Source organism: Undibacterium cyanobacteriorum (genome assembly GCF_031326225.1).
Taxonomy (GTDB): domain Bacteria; phylum Pseudomonadota; class Gammaproteobacteria; order Burkholderiales; family Burkholderiaceae_D; genus Undibacterium; species Undibacterium cyanobacteriorum.
Genome location: NZ_CP133720.1, coordinates 739954 through 763193 on the forward strand (window position 1 = coordinate 739954; position 23240 = coordinate 763193).

Consider the following 23240-nt stretch of genomic DNA (forward strand, 5'->3'; position numbering starts at 1 on the left):
GCGCGAGCGCTATTGAGATTTGTTCTTTCAAAGCGAAAGCAAAGTAATGAAGTAGTACCGTTCTTTAACAATTGAGAAGAAGTAAAGTAAGAAATAATCAAAATTTATTTCGTAGAGGAGTTCATGAGACATCGTGAACAAATTTATGGAAGGGTTGTGATTGTATCGAACAAACAAAGTAGTAAAAGTGATCCAAGTCGTCGTCAAGCAATTGACGAAGAATAAAACTCACTTGAGCTACGGCAACGCTAAAGTAATACTCATATAGTAGTAAAGAACTATAACGGCTCTAGGAATAGAGATCAAAGTTATAGGGACAAGTGACTAAGTGCACATGGTGGATGCCTTGGCGATATCAGGCGATGAAGGACGTAGTAGCTTGCGATAAGCTGCGGGGAGTGAGCAAACACACCGTGATCCGCAGATTTCCGAATGGGGAAACCCGGCCGTAAGGTCATCGTACTCTGAATACATAGGAGTACGAAGCGAACGTGGCGAACTGAAACATCTAAGTAGCTACAGGAAAAGAAATCAACCGAGATTCCCAAAGTAGTGGCGAGCGAAATGGGAAGAGCCGCAAATGATAACTACTTTCATACTAGAACAGCTTGGAAACGCTGACCATAGAGGGTGATAGTCCCGTATAGGAAATGATCGTAGTGGTACTAGGTTTGCAAGAAGTAGGGCGGGACACGTGAAATCCTGTCTGAATATGGGGGGACCATCCTCCAAGGCTAAATACTCGATATCGACCGATAGTGAACCAGTACCGTGAGGGAAAGGCGAAAAGAACCCCGGGAGGGGAGTGAAATAGAACCTGAAACCGTGTGCATACAAACAGTCGGAGCCTCGAAAGGGGTGACGGCGTACCTTTTGTATAATGGGTCAGCGACTTACATTCAGTGGCGAGCTTAACCGCATAGGGAAGGCGCAGAGAAATCGAGTCCGAATAGGGCGACAGTCGCTGGGTGTAGACCCGAAACCAGATGATCTACCCATGGCCAGGTTGAAGGTGCGGTAACACGCACTGGAGGACCGAACCCACTAATGTTGAAAAATTAGGGGATGAGCTGTGGGTAGGGGTGAAAGGCTAAACAAATCTGGAAATAGCTGGTTCTCTCCGAAAACTATTTAGGTAGTGCCTCAAGTATCACCAACGGGGGTAGAGCACTGTTATGGCTAGGGGGTCATCGCGACTTACCAAACCATTGCAAACTCCGAATACCGTTGAGTGCGAGCTTGGGAGACAGACATCGGGTGCTAACGTCCGGTGTCAAGAGGGAAACAACCCAGACCGCCAGCTAAGGTCCCAAAGTACAGCTAAGTGGAAAACGAAGTGGGAAGGCTAAAACAGTCAGGAGGTTGGCTTAGAAGCAGCCACCCTTTAAAGAAAGCGTAATAGCTCACTGATCGAGTCGTCCTGCGCGGAAGATGTAACGGGGCTAAGCTGTACACCGAAGCTGCGGATATCCGTAAGGATATGGTAGGAGAGCGTTCTGTAAGCCTGCGAAGGTGTCTGGTAACGGATGCTGGAGGTATCAGAAGTGCGAATGCTGACATGAGTAGCGATAAAGGAGGTGAAAAGCCTCCTCGCCGTAAGCCCAAGGTTTCCTGTTCAACGTTCATCGGAGCAGGGTGAGTCGGCCCCTAAGGCGAGGCAGAGATGCGTAGCTGATGGGAAGCAGGTTAATATTCCTGCACCGTCGTATGATGCGATGGGGGGACGGATCGCGGAAGGTTGTCAGGCGGTTGGAAGAGCCTGTTCTTGACTTGTAGAAGGTGCTTAGGCAAATCCGGGCACATAATTCAAGGGGTTGAGACGAGACACTTAGGTGTCGAAGCAATCGGAAGTGGTTCCAAGAAAAGCCTCTAAGCTTCAGTCATACGAGACCGTACCGCAAACCGACACAGGTGGGCGAGATGAGTATTCTAAGGCGCTTGAGAGAACTCGGGAGAAGGAACTCGGCAAATTGGTACCGTAACTTCGGGATAAGGTACGCCCTTGTAGCTTGACCAGCCTGCGCTGGAAGGGTGAAAGGGTTGCAATAAACTGGTGGCTGCAACTGTTTAATAAAAACACAGCACTCTGCAAACACGAAAGTGGACGTATAGGGTGTGACGCCTGCCCGGTGCTGGAAGATTAAATGATGGGGTGCAAGCTCTTGATTGAAGTCCCAGTAAACGGCGGCCGTAACTATAACGGTCCTAAGGTAGCGAAATTCCTTGTCGGGTAAGTTCCGACCTGCACGAATGGCGTAATGATGGCCACACTGTCTCCTCCCGAGACTCAGCGAAGTTGAAGTGTTTGTGATGATGCAATCTACCCGCGGCTAGACGGAAAGACCCCATGAACCTTTACTGTAGCTTTGCATTGGACTTTGAACCAATCTGTGTAGGATAGGTGGGAGGCTTTGAAGCGGGGACGCCAGTTCTCGTGGAGCCATCCTTGAAATACCACCCTGGTTTGTTTGAGGTTCTAACCTTGTCCCGTTATCCGGGTCGGGGACAGTGCATGGTAGGCAGTTTGACTGGGGCGGTCTCCTCCCAAAGTGTAACGGAGGAGTTCGAAGGTACGCTAGGTACGGTCGGACATCGTGCTAATAGTGCAATGGCATAAGCGTGCTTAACTGCGAGACTGACAAGTCGAGCAGGTACGAAAGTAGGACATAGTGATCCGGTGGTTCTGTATGGAAGGGCCATCGCTCAACGGATAAAAGGTACTCTGGGGATAACAGGCTGATTCCTCCCAAGAGTTCATATCGACGGGGGAGTTTGGCACCTCGATGTCGGCTCATCACATCCTGGGGCTGTAGCCGGTCCCAAGGGTATGGCTGTTCGCCATTTAAAGTGGTACGTGAGCTGGGTTTAAAACGTCGTGAGACAGTTTGGTCCCTATCTGCCGTGGGCGTTGGATATTTGAAGGGGGCTGCTCCTAGTACGAGAGGACCGGAGTGGACGAACCTCTGGTGTACCGGTTGTCATGCCAATGGCATTGCCGGGTAGCTATGTTCGGAAGAGATAACCGCTGAAAGCATCTAAGCGGGAAACTCGCCTTAAGATGAGATATCCCGGAGCTTTAAGCTCCTTGAAGGGTCGTTCGAGACCAGGACGTTGATAGGCTGGGTGTGGAAGTGCAGTAATGCATTAAGCTAACCAGTACTAATTGCCCGTACGGCTTGTCCCTATAACTTTGGTCAGTTATAGATAACTACGACAAGTATTACAAAGTGTTTGCCAAATAGTTTGGTCAATCACAACCGATTATGAAGTGTAGGTTGGGCTGGAAAGCCCAACAAGAACACGACTTACAACGTTGGAACTATCCAACGCTACTTCTTCCCAATTGGATTTGTTGCGATTCACAAGTCAACGTGAACCACAGCAAATCAACAAGTTATGCCTGATGACTATAGCAAGTTGGTCCCACACCTTCCCATCCCGAACAGGACCGTGAAACGACTTTGCGCCGATGATAGTGCTGCAACCAGTGTGAAAGTAGGTCATCGTCAGGCTCTTATCCTGAAAAGCCTCAAGTTCCTTCGAACTTGAGGCTTTTTGCTTTTCAGGGGCAAATTGGTTTAATCAAATCGTTTTAAGCTGTTTGATTTTCAGATGGGCTTTGATACCAGCATCAATGCCGATGAAGTACGTAAAATGGTGATTTTCATTCCTCACCTCTCGGATCTAGTTTGACTTGAGTTTAAGAGGTTTCACGGATTTGAAAATGCAATGCCACTGCTTCTATCGTCCATTGCCTTCAGCCCGTTATCCATCAGATCAGGACACAAAATGGAATGATCAATGCAATCGTTACTTCCCAAGTGAATTCTGCACACCTTACACTCCTAATCTTCTCAATTTCATTACTTGTTGAAGGAAAACACCATGGAAGAAGATCTATCGGTCCTAAGCCGCACAGCGAACTCGCCGGATCAAACGCTGCGTTATGGCACACATGCAGACCAGATTGCCGATCTACGTTTGGGTTTTGCTGGAGCAGATCGCCCACTACTTGTGTTGATCCATGGCGGATTTTGGAAGCCTGAATATGATCGCATGCACACCGAAGCCATGAGCTCCGCTTTGAGTGCAGCTGGCTGGAATGTACTGACCTTGGAGTATCGACGCATTCCCGGTGAGCCCGATTTGATGGTGCACGATATCGAACACGCTCTGGCGCAACTGCCTTCGACTATTCCCCATCGTCAGCAACAACTCATCCTTGTTGGTCATTCTGCTGGTGGTCATTTAGCTTTGTGGGCGGCGAGCCGTTTATCTCACATACACGGCGTTTTAGCGCTTGCTCCCGCTGCGAATCTTCGCTTGGCATCTGAACTTGATCTTGGTGACAATGCCGTAGGACGTTTTCTAGGCACCGAAGCGGAGCAGCGCGGCGATCTCGATCCTATCTTGCTGCCAAAGCCAACCATGAAGGTCTGTGTTTTGCAGGGTTTAGAAGATGCGATCGTGCCACCATCGGTGCCACGCTCATATTGTGATCGCTTTCCTGAAGTAGCTTATCGAGAATTGAGCGATTGCGGGCACTTCGCTTTAATTGATCCTCTCAGTAATGCATGGGAAATCGTGGAGCAAACACTGCTGGAGTTGGGCCAGCCTACCTCAGGTACCGCATGAGAATCAGCGAGAGGCAAGGAGAATTTGTTGGGGCTCGAATTGCGATGAAAAATCTAGGCGCCGTGTGCGGTATAATGTTCGCAGTATTCATTGGGGAGTAGCCTGTCTCTTTGTATAAAGAGATAAGCGCATCAACATACTTGGCCGGCCGGTCATGGTGCGTTTGATCTGTGATCAGAACAGATTTGGCAAGACCTTTGAACACTTCGTTTTCTTTCCCATGGATGGGCGAGGCGACGAATTGTTCATCGTGTCGATCAATCGCCAACGCCCATCCGCATATCATCATGGACGCATTTCTCGTTTCTATTCTCGCTGTCACTGTCGGTGAAATCGGCGACAAGACTCAACTTTTAGCATTGTTACTGGCGGCACGATACCGCAAACCTATCCCGATTGTCGCTGGAATTTTGGTGGCGACCTTGGCCAATCATGGTTTAGCAGGGCTGTTTGGACATTGGATCGTCTCGCATTTTTCCGCCGAAGTTTTACGATGGGCCTTGGGCCTCTCTTTCTTAGCGATCGCGGCGTGGACTTTGAAACCCGACGACATCGACGATACCAAAGTGGAAGAGGGAAAATATGGGGTGTTCTTGCTGACCTGTGTCACCTTCTTCCTTGCCGAGATCGGCGATAAAACGCAAGTAGCCACCGTCGCTTTAGCGGCCAAATATTCAGAACTTTATCTTGTGGTGGCAGGTACTACGATAGGAATGCTGATCGCGGATGTGCCTGCCGTATTTTTGGGAAAGGTGGCTTCCCCTAATTTCCCTTTCAAGTTAGTACGTTGGATCGCAGCAGCCGTGTTTGCAGTGCTGGGAATTTTGGTATTACTAGCGAAATTTTGAATGATAGAAGGAGTGGTGGCTCCTTCTCGAACTGAGACAAAAAAGATGAACGAATTTACTTTGAGCAAAGGCACGATAGTCCATTTCGGAACTATCACCAGCCATCTTCAACGCTTTTTCCGCGAGGGTATTCCTCAGTATGTGAGCCGCGAAGGAGTGGAGGCTGCAGCGGGTGTGCCGAGTGAGCCACAGCTCTACGTGGGAACGTTGATGGCTTATTTCTCCGCTTGTGCTGCTTTCGGTGGGCGCACCAGTCAGGTTCATGAAGCTAACCAGATTGTTCTGAGCCGTTTTATTGAACTGGTGAAGTTCCAAGTAGGACAGAAACCAGAGATTCCTGGTTTGACTAGTATTGCTGAAGAAATCGGGCTACCGGTTGTCTTGCAGATTGAATTGCAAGAGGACTGCATCGTTAGTGCCGACACACATTTCGAGATCGGTGGTGATGCTGAGAAGAGTTGGAAAGCATGGCAGAGCGTGATTTTGAAGCGCAATGGTGGGATTCCGTCGTTTTGGATCAAGAAATGCTTTTTTCCACGACTATTAGATTTTCGCGATCTCGGCGCAGGCCGTCATCAGCGCATCGTTGAGCAAACTAGTGATGCCGCCTTGATGGTGGGAGCGCTGATGCAATCCTGGCATAAAGACGCCCCTGCTGAACTTTTAGGCGCTTACCATCAGCAACACGGTCGCAGCCATTTTTCGCAATCATTTCCGTGGGCACTCGATGCCATCGAACAGTTTTTCATACTCAACTCGATGAAAGATCCAGCCACGCGGATTTTGAATCAAATGACGTTGTGGCAGGATGTCGATTTGCTGGCCAAGAAACAAGGCATTCCTTTACAGTAAATCTCCTCGTTCTTAAAACGTCTCACGCACCGAATCGACTTCATTCGCTTCGGTGCCGAAACACCAAAAAATGCCTAGTGCGGACGGCGATTAAAGGCACTCAACAATTGCGCCTTTAAAGTCCGAATCAGAGCGGTCTCGTCTGGCGCTACGCCCTCTAGGGCAACTTCGGCGCGGTCGGCATAGATGAAACCCAGTGGAAGAGTGTCGACCACTAAGGGCAGCACCATAAAACTTTTTGCAGCGCCAAAATTAGCCTGATACCAAGCGGGCAAAAGTGCTTGGATCCTCTTGTTTGCAATATTCTCCACGAACAGATCGGTATTGTTTTGTAATGCTATTCTAAAGACGTGCTCATCTTCATTCGCTTCAAATTGAAAGCACTTCTGCAGTTGCGTAGCATTGTCTCCTACCGAGAGTCGTGCTTGATATTTGCTACGCTTGACGTCTGATAGGCAAGCAGTGGTAAAGCGAAATCCCAAGGAAAGATGAAGCGTTTCCAGAGCGAGCATGAGAATGTCGTTGAGCTTGAGCTTCTGCGAGCCTAACATTTGATTGGCATCCTGAATGCCGACCAAAAGTAAGTCGCGTGCATTTTTAGGTTTTCCGCTCGGGAATCGTTCTTTGGGTTGTAGGCTGAGTAGATCCAGACTGGGCAGCGCGAACTCGGTGTAGAACGCAGTATCCTTGTCGATAGGAAGCGACGCCTTACTGCCCACTTGTACTTTCTTCTGATTGGCAACATTGAAGCTGCTTGCTAATTGCAATGCTTCCTGTTTGACTTGTTGAATTACCTCCTTCAATTGTTCGCTGCTGAGCCCTACTAAAGCTAGCGTTTTTTGATTCAAGTCGTGGCTGAGCTGATGTCTGACTTTGTCTTGATTCTCAAACTGGTTGGATGTCACTAGCAAGTTTGCGATCTCTTCTGCAAGAGTCGTGATTCGCGTCATTCCATCTTGTTCGGGATGGAGTTTTCCAGTGGTAGTGAACGAGGTGTTTTGACTAGCACTGATGATTGTCTCGGGGATTTGCCAATTGCGCATGACAAGTTCACCTAAGCGCTCGAAGCTGCATCCTAAAAATTCAACGCAGACTTGGTTTGGATGCAGCCCGCGCTGTGCACTTTGGTGTTGGATGTTTTGATAGGTTTGATGCTCGAAATACGCGACGATGACTCGACCAATGTTCTTAAATAGTGCCACTACAGCTGCTTCTTCAGAATGAATGTGATGTACGCGTTTCGTAATTTCACGCGCGGCGACACTGGCACAGAGAGCAATCAGGAGTTCATGACGCACACTTTCCGCATGCACACGATTACGAAATCCATTGATCAGCATGGCAGCGATGGCATTCGCTTTAATCGTATCAAAACCGAGCAAGAAGATCGCGCGCGACACCGTCGTGACGGGGCCGCCGCCCGCCGCGCGATAGGCGATCGTATTCGATAAGCGGAGAATCTGCTGTGTTAAAGAAACGTCGGCAAGAATGTAGCGTGCTAAGTCAGCAATGGAGTCATCATTCGATGAGGTGATTTCGATGACTTTGTTGAGTGCGACGCCGAGTGATGGCAGTTGTTTATCGTCGCGAACTTTTTCCAAAAGCTGTTCGCGCGCCACTGTGACGCTCTGCTGCTGGTGTCCAACGGGAGACGCTGGGATAGCCACGATAGTTTTAGCCTATTTTTGCGCGAACAGCATCGATACCAAAACGTTTCTGTAATTCTTCGTATAAGCCACGAATGGCTTTCAGACGGTTATTCATAGGATCAAGGCGCGCTGCAGATTCAATCAATTGTTTTGCGAGTGCTCCCGTAGCGGCGTCCCAACCGAGATTTTCAATGCACTTCAGTGCCGCCAATGCCGCGTTTAGTACCACTTGCGGATTATCCGGCGATTTGCGTGCTGCACTCGACATCAGTTCAACTGAGCCACGGAAGTCGCCTTCTTTCGCTTTCTGAACCCCAAGCGCCACCAAATCTTTGACTTCCTTTTGACTCCGTTGCGCTAATTCTTTACCGAGATGCCCTTTGCCAGCACTCTCGAAAACGCCCATCGCTTTATTGACCAAATTCTGATTCGGCGCATTGCGCATTACTTCCATGATTACTTCAGAAGCCGCCTCTTCCTTATTGTTTTCTAAACAGCTCTTAGCGAGTCCGATTTTGAGATCATTGGAGAGCCCGATATCTTCTTTGCTTGCGAGCACTGCGGCTTCTAACTCTTCGATCAAGCGTGCATCACCTGTCGATGCATGCACCATGGCCGCTGAAATGGCCCGGCAAGCTTCGGTCTTTTTGAGACCAGCCATATTCTTTTCAAGATCACGAATGACGGATTTGGCTTGATCGTGATCGCCTTTTTTGACCAGCGCGTTGACCAGTTTGACATGATCTTCGGGGTCACGGAATTCGGAGAACTTGGCCTTGCTGACGACTTTTTTCAAGACATTTTCAGCGGTTTCAATATCACCGGTTTCCAGTGCGAGAGCACCGAGCTTACGCAGGCGACGCACCGCATGCGGCGAGACGGTCACTGCAGTATCGAGTACTTGCTTAGCTTGTGGGAGTGCACCGATGGCTTCATGCGTTTTTGCCAGCCAATCATAGGCATCCATGTACTTGTTATTTTCGTTAACCAATCCAGTGAGAATCTCTTCGGCCTCTTGGTAACGTCCCTGCATGAACAAAGTCTTCGCCAAGCCTAAACGCGCCCAGGCCACGGCCTTCATTTCGTATAATTTTTGGTAGAGCGCTTCTGCTTCGCTGGCCTCACCTAAAATGACATGTAGTTCAGCGCGTAGGCGCATAAAGTCAATGGCGTATTTAGGGTGCACGCGTTCACCGGAAATGCAGGCCGCGATGGATTCACGCACGAACCCTTGTTCCATCAATGAATGGACCTCGACGAATGCTTTGCGTTTTTCGATCGCTTTGAGAACGCGCTCTAAGAGCATATCTGCCGTAAATGGTTTGAGCAGATAGTCAGATGGTGCTAGCTCTGCGGCACTTACTACTTTCGCGTAAGCCCTCTCTGCCGTGACCATAATGAAAATGGTGGAGAGTGGCGTCAGTTTATGATGTCGTACGTCTTCCAGAAGTTGCTGGCCGTCTTGACCAACCCCAAGGTCGTATTCGCATAAAACCAAATCGAAGACTTTATTCTGGATAGCCCGTAAGGCCATACCTGCGGTCATCGCATGTTCAATTTTATTGATGCCACACAAATTCAGCATGTTGTGAAGACTGACGCGCATGCCAGCGTGCGGTTCAACCAAAAGCGCCCGAATTTCCCCAAGATTACTCATGAAAACCTTTAAGACATTTACTTAATTACTCAAATTGAATCATTCGCGTATCGATGTTAGGCAACTAAATAAAGCCTCTCAACTCAGTGAGGTGCGGCTTCTTTATTCTTTGTTTTAGCACATCGAAGTGCGCTTGTCGAAAGCAAAAAGCACCGTTTTTTTGAGATGTCGTCGCCTAAGGGTTGACGGTTATCTTATGGCAAAACTTTAACCGATTCTATTGGGAAAATGTAGCCGGACGGAAATTAGATGCAACTAGGAGTCAAAGGCGTCGCTGGAAAACGACGCTTGTCAGGAAAAGGGGAAGATTGTTGGCAAAATGTATATGATTATGAGTTTGGATCACAAAACTTTTGCAATCAACATGACCAAAAGCGTGATCAAGATCGTTGAGGCAAAAGGGATGGTGTAGATCTTTCCGAAAAGCTTGAAGCGTAGATCGCCGGGCAGTTTTCCGATCCCCATTTTCTGCAGCCAGGGCAATAGATTGGCAAAGATGATCAGGCCAATAAAAATCACAAACACCCAACGTATCATGTCAAAGTCCTTACGCTATTGATCGTGCAAAAGAATGGGGAAATATCACAGCCGATGGCGACGATCATGGCGCGCATATCCGGGGGCTAGTTCAGGGCCAGTGCTCATGACTAATACTTTGAACAGCTCGCCCATCTCTGCCGGTGAAATCAACTTTTGCAGCGCGTTGGCGCTTGGTAGATAGCGTCGGCTATCTTCTACGGGAATGCGAGCCATGATGTTGGTGATGCCCGCTTCCAGTAAAAAACCTGCTTGGCTACTATAGTGAGCAAGGTTCAATCCCTGTTCAAGGCCTGCGCGCGCTACCGCCGTGAAGTCGACGTGGGCGGTAATGTCTTGCAGTCCCGGTAAATAAAATGGGTCAGGGTGTGCGTGATGGCGGTAGTGGCACATCAGGCTTCCCTTATTGCGTTGTTCGACATAATACTCGTGCGCTGGAAAGCCGTAATCGAGCCACATACAGAGGCCATCATGACCAGTCGCGCGTTTGCCAGCCAACAGCATCTCACTAACGCTGCGCATAAAGCCGATGGCAACTGGGTGAATCTCACTGATATAGCCTTCGGGAAGCTGGTCTTCCTCAGGAATTTGTAGAATCAGCTCGGGACTTAACTGTATTGCTGGCATGCTTTGCAAGATGAAGTCGCCGGCCTCGTCAAGGCCCACACCAAGCAAATTCCAAGCAGCTTGATTTTTGATCACCAGTTCAATCGGCATTGCATCAAGCACCTCGTTGCCGAGCACCATACCGCTGAAGCTTGATGGCATTTCTGTCAACCATTCGACTTGCGGAAAAGCTTTTAAGCGTTCTTCTTGTCGCGCTCTCAGTTCGCCGGACAATTCCACGATAAAATAGCGGCTTACTGTGATTCCTGAATATTGGCATTCACTTAAGATGTCGTAAGCCAACTTACCAGAACCTGCGCCGAACTCCATAAGCTCGTTGCTACCGATGGATGAACTAGCCAAATGCGAGGCGAAGAAATGCGCCAGACTTGCGCCGAACAAAGAGCTCAATTCCGGTGCGGTGGTGAAATCACCATCAGGCCCTAGTTTGACTGAGCCGCCGCTGTAATAACCCAAGCCTGGGGTGTAGAGTGCCATTTCCATATAGCGGGAAAAGGGAATCACACCACCATGGTGTTGGATTTCAGCGCTGATCAGATCGCGTAATTGCGCGGAAGCGGCAAGGGCCTCAGGCGAAGCGGGTGGTAAGGCTAGTTTTTGGTGCGGAATAGGAATTAATTTTTGCATGTCGGCATTGTAGTAAAGATTTTGTGTGACGGTGCATTTAGTGAAAACATTTTCGCCTAGTAGTGCGCTACTGGCGCTAAGAAAGACTGCTATTGTGCGCACTGCGCATGATGCTGTTGGATGCGATGAAGTCGCTGTGGATGAGTTTGCCGTGGAGATCTTTCGCAAATCAATGATTTATTCGATTTCGAGGAGTTTTTGAAATCAGTAGCAACCAACAATCAGATGTAGAAGACGACATCATGGAACAAGCAAGTGAAATGGGCGTAGTGTTGATTACTGGCGCAGCGAAGCGGATTGGCCGTGTGATAGCTTTGCAGATGGCTAGGCGCGGTTGGGATGTGGCGATACATTTTGGCCGATCGCAAAGCGAAGCTGAACAAGTTGCACAGGAAATCCGTGGCATGGGACGCCGCGCTTGCTGTGTACAAGCCGAGCTTGGTGATGAAGCGCAAGTGCGCGCCATCGTGCCAAGTGTACTCGCACAATTAGGTCGACTCGATTGCGTCGTGAATAACGCCTCTTTGTTCGAGCCAGATACGGCGCAGGATTTCAGCCAAGCATGCTTAGACAAGCATATGCATGCCAACGTCATGGCGCCGATTTTGTTAGCACAGGCTTTACATGCTGAAGTGACAGCACGCGAGAATGGTGGAACTTCGTTTGTGCAGGGGGCTGCAAGTGTGATCAATATTTTGGATCAAAAATTATTCAATTTGAATCCCGACTATTTATCCTACACCTTGTCTAAAGCGGCACTGCAAAACGCCACCATTACCTTGGCGCAGGCGCTTGCTCCGCAGTTGCGTGTGGTCGGTATTGCGCCTGGTTTGTCGATGACTTCTGGCGATCAAAGTGACAGCGATTTTCAGGCGGCGCATCGCTTGACACCGTTGGGACGTTCTAGCACACCAGAAGATATTGCTGAAGCGGTGGCTTATGTGGCGCAAGCGCGCGCCATCACGGGCACGACCATTTTAGTTGACGGCGGACAGCACTTAATTCCGACCCAGCGTGATGTGATGTTTATCGCCAAAGGCTCTTCTGAGCTTCAAGGTAAATGAAGTTGATGGTGTTCGAGCGCATGAAGCATGAACACGACGACATCGTAGTGCACTTACACACAAGTATTTTTGATTAAATTTTAAAACGAATTTGAGAAGCGAATTTTTATGTTATCGATACTCCACCACCCACAACTCGCCGACTGCCGCCGTTTGTTCTTGCGCAATTACGAGGTCTCTATCAACATCGGCGTGCATGAATTTGAAAAGAAAGGTGAGCAGCGCGTATTGATCAATGTTGATTTGTATATTCCCCTTGCCTTGTCGACACCGAAAGAGGATCACTTGGATGAAGTGGTCGATTACGATTTTATGCGTGGCACGATTGCAGCGCGCGTTGCGCAGGGGCATATCCATTTGCAAGAAACCTTGTGCGACGATGTCGCCAAAATTATGTTAGCGCACCCACGCGTACGCGCGGTACGCGTATCGACTATGAAGCCAGATGTGTACCCAGATTGCGAAGGCGTTGGGGTTGAAGTGTTTCAGATTAAGTCTGAAGCTTAAAGTCTGGAACAGAGAATCAGAGTGAGAAAGTAAGAGAGTATGCAAGTAATATCAATGCCCGCCATGGCTGAAACAAGCAAGCCCGTCTCGACCAAGTCGGCGGAGAAAATCGCCTACGAGAATAACAAGCTGCATAAGCGTTTGTGCCGTTTAGTCGGACAAGCGATCGGTGACTTCAATATGATTGAAGACGGCGATAAGGTCATGGTCTGCCTCTCTGGCGGAAAAGATAGTTATGCCTTGCTCGACATCTTGATGACGCTGCGTCAGCGTGCACCGATTCAATTTGATATCGTGGCAGTCAATCTCGATCAAAAACAGCCGGGATTTCCTGAAGACGTGTTACCAGCTTATTTGACGCAGCTTGGTATTCCGTTTCATATCGAGAATCAAGACACTTACAGCATCGTGAAAAAGTTAGTCCCCGAAGGGAAGACCACTTGCTCTCTTTGTTCACGTTTGCGTCGTGGTATTTTGTATCGTGTTGCCGATGAATTGGGTGCGACCAAGATTGCATTGGGCCATCACCGCGATGACATCATGGAGACCTTCTTCTTGAATATGTTCTTCGGCGGTAAGCTCAAGGGCATGCCTGCCAAACTGCAGTCCGATGACGGTCGCCATATCGTGATTCGTCCATTGGCCTATGTGAAAGAGGCGGACACCGAGCGTTACGCCAAGGTCAAAAATTTCCCGATTATTCCGTGTAATTTGTGCGGCTCGCAAGAAAACCTACAACGTAAGCACGTTAAACAATTGATGCGCGAATGGGATAAGCAACACCCAGGCCGTGTCGATAATATTTTCTCGGCTTTGTCGACGGTTGTGCCATCGCATTTGATGGATAAAGATTTGTTTAATTTCCGCGATTTGAAATTGACAGGAGAGGCAGTGCCGAACGGTGATATCGCCTTTGATGAAGAACCGTGCAGCACGCCAGCGAACAGTGTGATTCGTCTGCAAATCGATCGCGATGATGATAGCGAAGACAGCGAAGGATAAGCTGCTTAATCGCAAGAGTTCTCGCTGATTCAACTTTTATCAAACCCTCGTACTACGATGTGCGAGGGTTTTTATGTTTTGAGGGTAGGGATTTCGTTCCCCATAACCGGATTTCATCTACAAATTCCGGCATTTCATCGCGTCTTTCACTCAAGCCATCAACTTGGTCTTAGACTTTGAACTTAGTAAGCTTGGCAAAGTCCAAGTGCTTTCGTGCTAAAACGATAATTTTCCTTGTGGGGTGGTGTATGAATCAAATCAGTGCGATTTTCCGTATGTTTTATGAACCTAGCGCGGCTTTCCGTGATTTGAAGGAAAAGCCTGCAGCATGGCTGGTGTTGGTCATGACGATTGTTCTGACGATTGGCGTGTTTGTCTGGTATTACACGACCGTTGATTTTCCTTGGTTAGTTGAACGATTCATCAGTGCACAACCCGATATGAAACCTGAGGTGCGCGAGTCAATGCCAACTTTTATGAATCGCAACACGATGATGTATTCGACCCTGATTTGGGTTTTAATTGCAACTCCCGTCTTCTATGCGCTGCACGGACTGTACTTTTTGATCGCCTCGCGCATTACGGATGGTGGTCTGAATTTCAAGCGTTCGTTTCATTTGGCGATTTGGGCTAGCGTACCAGCATTGTTAGGTATCCCATTAATGGCCTTGCAAGTGGCGACTGGTCATGGTCAAGTCGGTATGGAAGACCTCAATATGCTGTCCTTGAATTATCTTGTTACGCATCTCCCAATGGGTGATAAGTGGACGAGTTTTTTCAACAGTTTGAGCGTATTACATTTTTGGAGTATTTTCGTCGCTGCATCGGGTATCAAAGTGTGGACTGAAAAGAGCATCGCGACGAGTTTGACGATTGCTGCCTTACCGTATGCTGTGATTTATGGTTTGTGGGCCGCTAAGAACGCGTTTTTCTAATCGCATCCTTACCTCTTACTCCTCGCATTCTCACCCATTTAGTCATTAGAAGAAATTAGAAGACAACGGAACTCCTATGAAAAAGTCTAAGTTGATCGGTATTGTTGCGGTACTCGCGGTGATTGCGGTTCCAGTCGCTATCAAAATGAAAGGCAACAAGTCTGCGACCGAAGTTGAATTGACATCAGTCGCCAAGAAAGAGATTCAACCATCGATTCTCGCCTCGGGGAATTTCGTTTATCGACAGCAGGTGCAATTGAGTACCGAAGTGATGGGTAAGGTCTCTGAAGTATTGGTGAAGGAAGGTGACAAAATTACGCAAGGTCAAGTCTTGCTACGCCTTGACCCAACCTTGATTCAAGCAGAAGTCACGCAGCAGCGCGCCATGGTGCGTAGCGCCGAAGTGAATATCGATCGAGCACAGTTGAACGTTGAGCGCCAGAAAACCAACTCTGAACGTAGCCAACGCTTGGCCGAAGCTAAGTTCATTGATACCAGCAAATATGAAGATGCTCAACATCAATTGAATCTGGCGAAAGTCGATTTGCAAGGTGCCAAACAAAGTGCGCAGCAAGCCGCAGCAGCCTTGGACCAAGCATTGAAACGCCTCGATAAAACCGAAGTACGGGCACCGATCAGTGGTACCGTCACCGCAGTGCAAATTAAGATCGGTGAGACCGCGGTCGCCAGCGCCACAGGCATGGCTGGTTCTTCTTTGATGACGATTGCCGATGTCGGCAGCTTGATGGCGGAAGTGAATGTTGATGAAGCCGATATCGCAAAAGTGATGGTCGGTCAGAAAGCCAAAGTGTATCCGGCAGCCTTCGATGACAAGCCAGTAATCGGCATCGTTGAGGAAGTTTCGATGGCACCAAAAGCAACCATTGCTGGTGCATCGCAAGGCAAGAGTTACGTGGTGAAGTTGAAATTAACAGAGAGTAACGTGGCGATTCGTACCGGCATGACATGTCGCGTTGAAATCTTGACCGGTGGGGGTAGTACGCGCCCAGTCTTGCCAATTCAAGCAATCTTGACGGGCGACGCAATGAAGCTCGATAAGGACGCGAAAGACAGCAAAGAAGTGAAAGAGAATTTGAAAGCAGCTGGTGTCGTGTTCATTGTTCGAGATGGTGTCGCGCGTAAGAAGCAAGTCAAACTCGGTATCGCTGACGACAGCAATCAAGAGATCTTGTCAGGCATTGATGAAGGTGAAAAAGTGGTGGTAGGTCCCGCACGCACCTTGCGTAGTTTGCGTGATGGCGACACAGTGAAAGAAGCCAAAAATGAATCCGCCAGCGCCAAAGCGAGCAGCCCGAACAAAGATGGGAAATAATCGTGATCACGCTGACTGGAATTGAAAAGACCTATCAGATGGGTGATCAGACCGTGCATGCTTTGCGCGGGATTGATCTGCACATTGAAAAGAACGAGTTGGTCGCGTTCATTGGGGCCTCCGGCTCAGGTAAATCGACCATGATGAATATTGTAGGTTGCCTAGATCGTCCAAGCGCGGGTACTTATCGTTTGAATGGTCGCGATGTGGCCACTATGACCAGTGATGAATTGGCCTTGGTTCGCAATGCTGAGATCGGCTTTATTTTTCAGAGCTTTCATCTATTGCCGCGCGCAACGGCCTTGGATAATGTCGCCCAGCCTTTGATTTATCGCGGCATTAGTCACAAGGAACGAACCCGTATGGCGCAACAGGCTTTGGAGCATGTTGGACTGGGTTCGCGTATGCACCATAGGCCTAATGAACTGTCTGGTGGTCAGCGTCAACGCGTGGCGATCGCCCGCGCTTTGGTCGGTCAGCCATCGATCTTGTTGGCCGATGAACCAACAGGGAATTTGGATTCGTCGACTAGTTTAGAAATTCTCGGCCTGATTAAAGATCTTCATCGTAATGGCCAAACGGTGGTCATGGTGACGCATGAGCCTGAAATCGCGGAGCAATGCAATCGCATCGTGCGTTTGCATGATGGTCGCGTTCTAAGTGACGTCGCTAACACGCCAGGAGCTTAATATGTTTCTCTTAATTGAAAGTGTACGCTCCGCTCTGAATTCAATACGTGCGCACCGCATGCGTAGTTTCTTGACGTCCTTGGGTATCATCATTGGCGTGGCCTCGGTGATTACCGTGATCTCGCTCATTCAAGGTCTGTCAAAAAGTGTGACGAAACAGTTTGAAGGCTTGGGCGGCAATTCTCTGACGATCACGGCACATAATAGTTTTAAAGACGCAATGCGAGGAAAGATGAATGAATTGCGTTTTGAAGATATCGACTTTCTGCGATCTCATGTCGACGAGATCAGCGATATTAGCCCTCTTTTATTCATCAACGCACCAACGGTGCGATTCGGTAGTACGGAAACGTCTGGACGAGTGATAGCGACGACGCCGACCTACCAAGATGCGCAGCAACGCTTTGCGACGATGGGGCGCTTCTTGAGTGATTCTGATGAAGTCAGTGCCCGTCGTGTTGCAGTGATTGGGCCGAAGTTGATTGAGACTTTGCACCTGCCAGACAACCCGATTGGCCAGTACATCAGTTTTAGTAATGAATGGTTCAAGATCATCGGTGTAATGGAGAAGCGCGGTGAGCTCTTTGGTATGTCACAGGACGATTATGTGATTATCCCATTCCGTACGGGGCGCAGCATCATCGGTAACAATCAGCGTCTGCGTAATATGCAGTTGACGGTGTCTCTGCATGATATTTCGAAGTTGGAGGAAGTCAAACCACGGATACGTTCAGTGATGCGCGCCTCGCATCGTTTGGATCCTGATGTGCCTGATGATTTCGATATGGAATCGTCTGACCAACTGTCTAAGAGTCTTGATAACATCACAGCGACGGTGACGTTGGTAATGGGCGGTATCGTTAGTATCGCCTTGTTGGTTGGTGGTATTGGTATCATGAATATCATGTTGGTGTCGGTGACCGAACGCACGCGTGAAATTGGGATTTGTAAAGCGATCGGTGCACGCAGTCGTGACATCATGATGCAATTTTTGATTGAAGCCGTGACCTTGTCCGTGCTTGGTGGATTAATTGGCTTGATCTTGGGTTATGGCTTAGGCTTTGGTATTTCCAAGATGATTCCTGATTTCCCCGATGCAGTGGTGCCTTGGTGGGCGGTCGTGCTGTCGTTTGTGTTCTCAGCTGGTGTAGGCATTGTGTTTGGTGTGATGCCTGCGAGTAAAGCTGCAAAGCTCGATCCGATTGATGCGCTACGCTATGAGTAAAGACGCTAGCTAGTGCAAAGTTTCCGTTTGAAGCAGCATGAAAAAACGCCGCAGATGATGCGGCGTTTTTTTATGCGTGCTATATGAATTCTATATGCGCCCTATTTCTGTCCTAAGGCGTGCTTAAAGCTTTCTTCAGCCAGTCTTTTCCTTCCGCTAAACGCGTCACCATCATGGCCGAAACTAAATCGCCATTCGCATTTAATAAGGTTGCGATCGGATCGACTAAAGTCCCAATCACCATGGCCACCGGTAAAGCTTGCTCCATCGGAAAACCAAACACCGTGATCGCGAATACTTCGCCGATGTAACCTCCATTGGGAATGCCGCCTTCCACCACTGACACGATGATGGTAATGCCCATGATGGCAAGGAATAGAGACGGTGCAGAAAAGTCTTTGCCGAACATGGCGAACAATAGGGCGAGCTTGATGATGGAGGACATACTTGATCCATCTTTGTGAATCGGCGCGCCGAGTGGGATCACGATGTTACGAATATGCGGAGGTATATGTAAGATCTCAGCCGCGTTGAGATTGGCGGGTATCGTGGCGATGCTGCTGCATGTACCGACTGCTGTCAGAGAGGGCGTCAGATTGTTGCGCCAAAAATGTTGGAAGCCCAAACGCCCCGCCGCGAGATAAGCATAGGCGCTGAAACCAACAAAAAAGTACACGGTGCATGCGACATAGTACAGCGCCAAAGGATGCAAATAAACGCCTAAGAGCTGCGGACCAAATACGCCAACTTGGTAAGCAAAATAAGCACCTAGTCCCAGTGGCGCGAGCGTCATGATCATCGCTAATAATTGCTTCATGACTTCGTTACCCGAGTTGAGGAATTGTGCAAAGGCTTGGCCTTTTTCTCCAGCTCGTAAGGTCGCGAAGCCTACCATCAACGATACGAGAATCAAGGCCAGCATATTCTTGCGCGCCATCAGTTCAAAGAAATCATTGACGGTGAGCACTTGCGTGATGCTGGTACTCGCTTGATGTAGGCTCGCGTTAGGATTATCAAGCAGGGCTTGGCTGGCCATGGCACGCAGGGAATTGTCATCGGCGATAGGGAAGCACAACATCACTACATACATCACCAAGCCCGACACGATCACCGTCATCAAGAACACGAGGCTGACCAAGCCAAACAGTTTGCCAAGGCGTTCATTACGCTGCAGATTGGCGATCGACGAGGCAATCGTAAAGAACACTAAAGGGATAATGGCGGTGAATAGGAGATTGAGAAAGATGTCGCCGATAAATTTGAAACTCTCGACCTTGGCACCGAAAATGAAACCAATCGCACTGCCGACAATAATGCCACCCAGCAGGAGAACGATGCTGGCGTAGCTTTGCCATACAGAAGGCTGTGCGGAAGGTGTCGATATTTGAGCTTGAGTATGCATAGCGCCAAGGAGAAGGATGTCGAAGTAGAGTGCACGGGTTTATCGCATCTTAACGCAATTTATCGACCAGCCATGTTCGTTGCAGCATTGTCGCAACGGCAGATTGAATCGATGTTAGTGAGTCGATTCAGGGAGCGGCTAGAAGAGCGACAAAGTGAGGGGCTAAAGCGAGAGGCTAAAAAAAGATTAAAGCAGGGAAGGAAAAACCAGTGTGATCTAGCTGAGGAGCACTTGATCTAGACTGACGCTCGTTGTTGTGTCTAGATCAAGCGATTGAAGTAATGAAGACGTAAAGCGTAGACTTGAAATGAAGATTTAGAATCAATACTTATTTAGCAGGGATTACTTTGGCTGGGATAGGCACATCACAAATAGAAAAGTCGGCGCCCTTCTTTTCACGGGTTTGATCGATTAATTGTTTCATCGCCGTTTCGGAAGCAACGAGGACTTGTGGGCGTTCATTGGCCGGGATGTCTGACAAAATCCGTACTTGCTTCATGATGTCGGGATCGCTTGGTGGCTCACCGAACTTAATGCTCATTAAGACATCGAGACCAATCACCACACGTCCAAATACCGTGTAATCGCGGTCGAGGCGACGCGAGGCATCGAGCATGAAATACAGTTCGCTGTTGGCTGAGTCACGCGGTTCATTGCGCCCCATGCCAGCCACGCCGGTGCAATGCGCACCCCAACTTCGGAGATTGCCATTGTTACGCGCAATCGCATCGGCCATGGGTAGCGATTGAAACGGCACGCTACCAATGAAACCAGTGCTGGCATCACTACTATGCGCGGCGAAGTTGGAGACACTTTGGTACGGCAAACGGAACATCATTTCGCCTGCCAAATTAGGATGGCTGGTACCGCCGCCATCTTTGTTATTGGGATTGCCGGTTTGAGCGACGAACTTGGCAATCACGCGGTGGAACTGCAGTCCATCGTAGATTTTTTCACGCGTGACTAGCTTAATTCTTTCGATGGCCTTGGGCGCCATCTCTGGTCGCATTTCGATAATCATGCGACCTTTGTTGGTGTCAATCACTAGCGTTTGTTCAGGGTCTAATGCCCGCCATTGCTTATCGTCGGCCGTGTTTGCTGCTTTATCGATTGCAACGCCGGCGCTTGCACTGGAGTGCAAGGCAAATGCTGTAGCCAATAACAAACTAAGTTTGAGCAGTTGCGGTGCGATGCGGGTGGTGGACATAAACAAACTCTCTTTCTGCCAATGTTGCTAATAATGCCTAAGGATACTTGAGTCTCTGTTGCGCGGCTTATGCCTGTTCTGCAGGTTTAATGTCGACAGCAATTTCACCAGGAACACTGAATACTTTGCCGTGGCTCTTACGCGTACCAAAATAAACGATGCCGAGCACCAAGATCACTGAGGTCACAACACTCGCTTCAGGACCAAAGGCGCCGCCATTGAGCCACACTGGTGTGTTATCGGCATTTTTGAGGTCGATAAAAAGTGGAACGACTTTCAAGTTCTGACCACTGACCTCTAAACCGAAGCCAACACCAAGCAACCAATTCCATGCGCTATGCCATGCACAAACGCCCCACAAACTACCTTCTTTCCAGGCGTATAAACTCAGGAGGATGGCGACCAGAACGATATTGAATAAACCGATCAAGAGTTCGGTCGACATCTTGATATTGCCGGCATGGAGTGCCGAGAACATCAACATATTGCCGACGATACCGACCGTCACGCCATAGCGTGAAGTTAATAATTGAAACAACCAACCACGCATGAAAATTTCTTCGGTCGCACCTTGCACTACAAAACCCAAGAAAAGGAAGACCAAGGCCATCAGGGAACCTAGTGAGAAGTTATAAGCAATGCCTGATGCTTCAATTTGGTAGCCACCTAAGAGGTAGATGCTGCCAACCACTGTGCTGATAAAACCGAAACCGAGCAAGAGGCCTCGTCCATACAAGCGCGAACCATTCGAAATAAAACCAATTGTCGCTAGGCTGCGTCTTTCGAAAAACTTCACCCAAGCGAAGCAGAGTAAAGCTCCGAAACCAAATACAAATACGAGTTGAAAGAATTCACTCTGCCAAGTCGACTTTGGGAAAACATCACGCATGCCTGGAATGTGGATGAGTAGTCCACCCAGAATTTCACCTACGATGAAAAAGACGAGAATGAGAATGATCGCCGCCAAAGTCCAAGTGCGTTTATGTTGCGGTTCTCGGTTTGCGTAGAGTTCGATACCACGTGCCATGATGCGTCTCCTTTTTTGAGGTTGTAAGCGCCGCTCTAGTCGTCAGCTTTTATATTTTGTTTCTAAGTTTAATTCTGAACTTAATTCTGAGCTTAAATCGGAAGATGACACCGATTAGGCTTTTTTGTCTTGTATTTTCTTCGCATTACGCTCGGCTTCTTTTTTCTTGACATGCATGGTCATGGCGAGCAAAGCCAAGCCCACCACAATCAAATTTCCATAAATGTTCTGTGGCGTTTTAGGGAGAGCCATATTGCCCAAGCCGAGCAAGCCCGTAATCGCACCCCAGGCGAGAAAGCTCCAACGCCTTAGGGCATAAGGGTTTTGGGTAGTTGCCCGCCACAAGATCAATAAACTGATCACGGGCAAAGCTAAGAAAATCACGGCACCGATAGTGGTTGCCAGATGAAAGTCAGGAATCACAGTGACCAACAAAGGAATGCTGGCGAGGCTGGAAAATAAACATAAAACTAAATAGATAATGCTGAGAAAGAGTTTTTCGCGTTGCATGTGAAGCTAGACCTAAGACGATCATGAATAAAAAAGGATTAAGAGAAGATGGCATCGTATCAAACTTCACCATCCACAAGGGAATTTCTTCAGCGCAAGCTGTGTGTATGCGACAGAGTTGAGGGGATCCATATGGATTTGGTATGAAGCAAACGTGTAGCAAATGGGAGCATGCTTCACGCTAGGGCAACATCTCTTGCGAGTTGGAAACAAGTTTGCAGAGTCAATGCAGAACTAGCGACTATCGCAGATCTTCTACTTCTGTTTGAGGAGCACTAATTTTTGCAGATTCATCACGGGCAGGCTTTGAATCTCGGTTGCTTTTTGTTCGTCTTTGCTACTAATGATTTCTTCCACCATTCGTAACGCTGGTTCTTTGTTCAGGTCGTTTACATCGATGCGAATGCTGCTCTGTAGAACGATGTTGCCATATTTGAAGACGCTCACCAGCATACCGTCTAACCAACGTGCTTGTAGTCGAATGTCGTTGCCTTCGTCGATGAACCATTGCTGTTTGTCGTCACGACAAAGCTGATATTCTTTGACGGCGCGCTCCTGGCCATTTTCTGCGTAGCGGGTTCTGAAAGTGGCACAGGCGATTGCTGGATCTGCGCTGACTTTGAGTTGACTAATTTCGCGTCTCACTTCGACGCGTGCTGCGTTGGGGCGGCTCGGAAAATTGTTGAGTTCGCCGATCCAAGTGCCAAGCCAGGCTTGTGGAATTTCTTGTGCAATGTTTTGCGCAATTTTTTTTGTAGTGTCTTGTGTTTCGGGCGTACCGAGTGCCGTCGTTTGCGCTGATGCTAGATTCGTTGTTTGAATCAATATGACCCCAGCCGTGGTGGCGAGAGCTTTGAATAAAGAAGAACGAACATTTCTTACATTTGCCATAGACTGAAATCCTTCG

The 23240-nt window shown here is 48.6% G+C and carries 19 protein-coding genes, 2 rRNA genes and 1 riboswitch; of the genes, 12 read left to right on the forward strand and 9 right to left on the reverse strand.

Annotated elements, in window-relative coordinates:
* Window positions 1-314 precede the first annotated feature (314 nt).
* The 5 genes from RF679_RS03070 (at window position 315) to RF679_RS03090 (ending at window position 6335) form a co-directional block, all read left to right on the forward strand.
* A 23S ribosomal RNA gene (locus RF679_RS03070) occupies window positions 315-3184 on the forward strand.
* 215 nt (window positions 3185-3399) lie between these two features.
* A 5S ribosomal RNA gene (gene rrf / locus RF679_RS03075) occupies window positions 3400-3512 on the forward strand.
* A gap of 373 nt (window positions 3513-3885) precedes the next feature.
* The gene (locus RF679_RS03080) at window positions 3886-4635 is read left to right on the forward strand and encodes an alpha/beta fold hydrolase (RefSeq protein ID WP_309482755.1); all 750 of its coding nucleotides are present in this window, start codon (window positions 3886-3888) and stop codon (window positions 4633-4635) included.
* Window positions 4636-4715: 80 nt separating this feature from the next.
* A riboswitch (yybP-ykoY riboswitch) is annotated at window positions 4716-4822 on the forward strand.
* Between the two features lie 100 nt (window positions 4823-4922).
* Entirely contained in the window at window positions 4923-5483 is a 561-nt protein-coding gene (locus RF679_RS03085) for a TMEM165/GDT1 family protein (protein WP_309482756.1), read from the forward strand.
* 45 nt (window positions 5484-5528) lie between these two features.
* Window positions 5529-6335 carry a hypothetical protein gene (locus RF679_RS03090; protein ID WP_309482757.1) on the forward strand — a complete coding sequence of 269 codons (807 nt, stop codon included), beginning with the start codon at window positions 5529-5531 and terminating at the stop codon, window positions 6333-6335.
* 74 nt (window positions 6336-6409) lie between these two features.
* Here RF679_RS03090 and RF679_RS03095 read toward each other — a convergent pair whose 3' ends face one another.
* From RF679_RS03095 to RF679_RS03110, 4 genes are all read right to left on the reverse strand, one after another.
* A complete protein-coding gene (locus tag RF679_RS03095; RefSeq protein WP_309482758.1) occupies window positions 6410-8002 on the reverse strand; it encodes an HDOD domain-containing protein in 1593 nt (530 codons plus the stop codon).
* 7 nt (window positions 8003-8009) lie between these two features.
* Window positions 8010-9641 (reverse strand): tetratricopeptide repeat protein, encoded by a 1632-nt coding sequence (locus RF679_RS03100; RefSeq protein WP_309482759.1) that lies wholly within the window; start codon window positions 9639-9641, stop codon window positions 8010-8012.
* Between the two features lie 342 nt (window positions 9642-9983).
* The gene (locus RF679_RS03105) at window positions 9984-10178 is read right to left on the reverse strand and encodes a DUF2905 domain-containing protein (protein WP_309482760.1); all 195 of its coding nucleotides are present in this window, start codon (window positions 10176-10178) and stop codon (window positions 9984-9986) included.
* Window positions 10179-10223: 45 nt separating this feature from the next.
* Entirely contained in the window at window positions 10224-11432 is a 1209-nt protein-coding gene (locus tag RF679_RS03110) for a class I SAM-dependent methyltransferase (RefSeq protein ID WP_309482761.1), read from the reverse strand.
* A gap of 242 nt (window positions 11433-11674) precedes the next feature.
* Here RF679_RS03110 and RF679_RS03115 point away from each other — a divergent pair, with 242 nt between their 5' ends.
* The 7 genes from RF679_RS03115 (at window position 11675) to RF679_RS03145 (ending at window position 18187) form a co-directional block, all read left to right on the forward strand.
* The gene (locus RF679_RS03115) at window positions 11675-12496 is read left to right on the forward strand and encodes an SDR family oxidoreductase (protein WP_309482762.1); all 822 of its coding nucleotides are present in this window, start codon (window positions 11675-11677) and stop codon (window positions 12494-12496) included.
* Window positions 12497-12604: 108 nt separating this feature from the next.
* The gene (locus RF679_RS03120; protein ID WP_309482763.1) at window positions 12605-13003 is read left to right on the forward strand and encodes a dihydroneopterin aldolase; all 399 of its coding nucleotides are present in this window, start codon (window positions 12605-12607) and stop codon (window positions 13001-13003) included.
* A gap of 39 nt (window positions 13004-13042) precedes the next feature.
* A complete protein-coding gene (gene ttcA / locus RF679_RS03125; protein ID WP_373921726.1) occupies window positions 13043-14005 on the forward strand; it encodes a tRNA 2-thiocytidine(32) synthetase TtcA in 963 nt (320 codons plus the stop codon).
* Between the two features lie 248 nt (window positions 14006-14253).
* A complete protein-coding gene (locus RF679_RS03130) occupies window positions 14254-14940 on the forward strand; it encodes a YIP1 family protein (RefSeq protein ID WP_309482764.1) in 687 nt (228 codons plus the stop codon).
* A 76-nt stretch (window positions 14941-15016) separates the two neighbouring features.
* Window positions 15017-16273: an efflux RND transporter periplasmic adaptor subunit gene (locus RF679_RS03135; RefSeq protein ID WP_309482765.1), complete on the forward strand. Its 1257-nt coding sequence runs from the start codon at window positions 15017-15019 to the stop codon at window positions 16271-16273.
* A gap of 2 nt (window positions 16274-16275) precedes the next feature.
* Complete coding sequence (locus tag RF679_RS03140) at window positions 16276-16962, forward strand: ABC transporter ATP-binding protein (protein WP_309482766.1); 687 nt, start codon at window positions 16276-16278, stop codon at window positions 16960-16962.
* Between the two features lies 1 nt (window position 16963).
* A complete protein-coding gene (locus tag RF679_RS03145; RefSeq protein WP_309482767.1) occupies window positions 16964-18187 on the forward strand; it encodes an ABC transporter permease in 1224 nt (407 codons plus the stop codon).
* A gap of 112 nt (window positions 18188-18299) precedes the next feature.
* Here the strand turns inward: RF679_RS03145 and RF679_RS03150 are convergent, their stop codons facing one another.
* The 5 genes from RF679_RS03150 to RF679_RS03170 form a co-directional block, all read right to left on the reverse strand.
* Window positions 18300-19589 (reverse strand): dicarboxylate/amino acid:cation symporter, encoded by a 1290-nt coding sequence (locus RF679_RS03150; protein ID WP_309482768.1) that lies wholly within the window; start codon window positions 19587-19589, stop codon window positions 18300-18302.
* Window positions 19590-19917: 328 nt separating this feature from the next.
* Window positions 19918-20796 carry a peptidylprolyl isomerase gene (locus RF679_RS03155; protein ID WP_309482769.1) on the reverse strand — a complete coding sequence of 293 codons (879 nt, stop codon included), beginning with the start codon at window positions 20794-20796 and terminating at the stop codon, window positions 19918-19920.
* Window positions 20797-20863: 67 nt separating this feature from the next.
* Window positions 20864-21823, reverse strand: coding sequence for a CPBP family intramembrane glutamic endopeptidase (locus RF679_RS03160; RefSeq protein WP_309482770.1), 960 nt, complete (start codon window positions 21821-21823; stop codon window positions 20864-20866).
* 114 nt (window positions 21824-21937) lie between these two features.
* A complete protein-coding gene (locus RF679_RS03165; protein ID WP_309482771.1) occupies window positions 21938-22333 on the reverse strand; it encodes a hypothetical protein in 396 nt (131 codons plus the stop codon).
* Window positions 22334-22588: 255 nt separating this feature from the next.
* Window positions 22589-23224: a hypothetical protein gene (locus RF679_RS03170; RefSeq protein ID WP_309482772.1), complete on the reverse strand. Its 636-nt coding sequence runs from the start codon at window positions 23222-23224 to the stop codon at window positions 22589-22591.
* Window positions 23225-23240 lie beyond the last annotated feature (16 nt).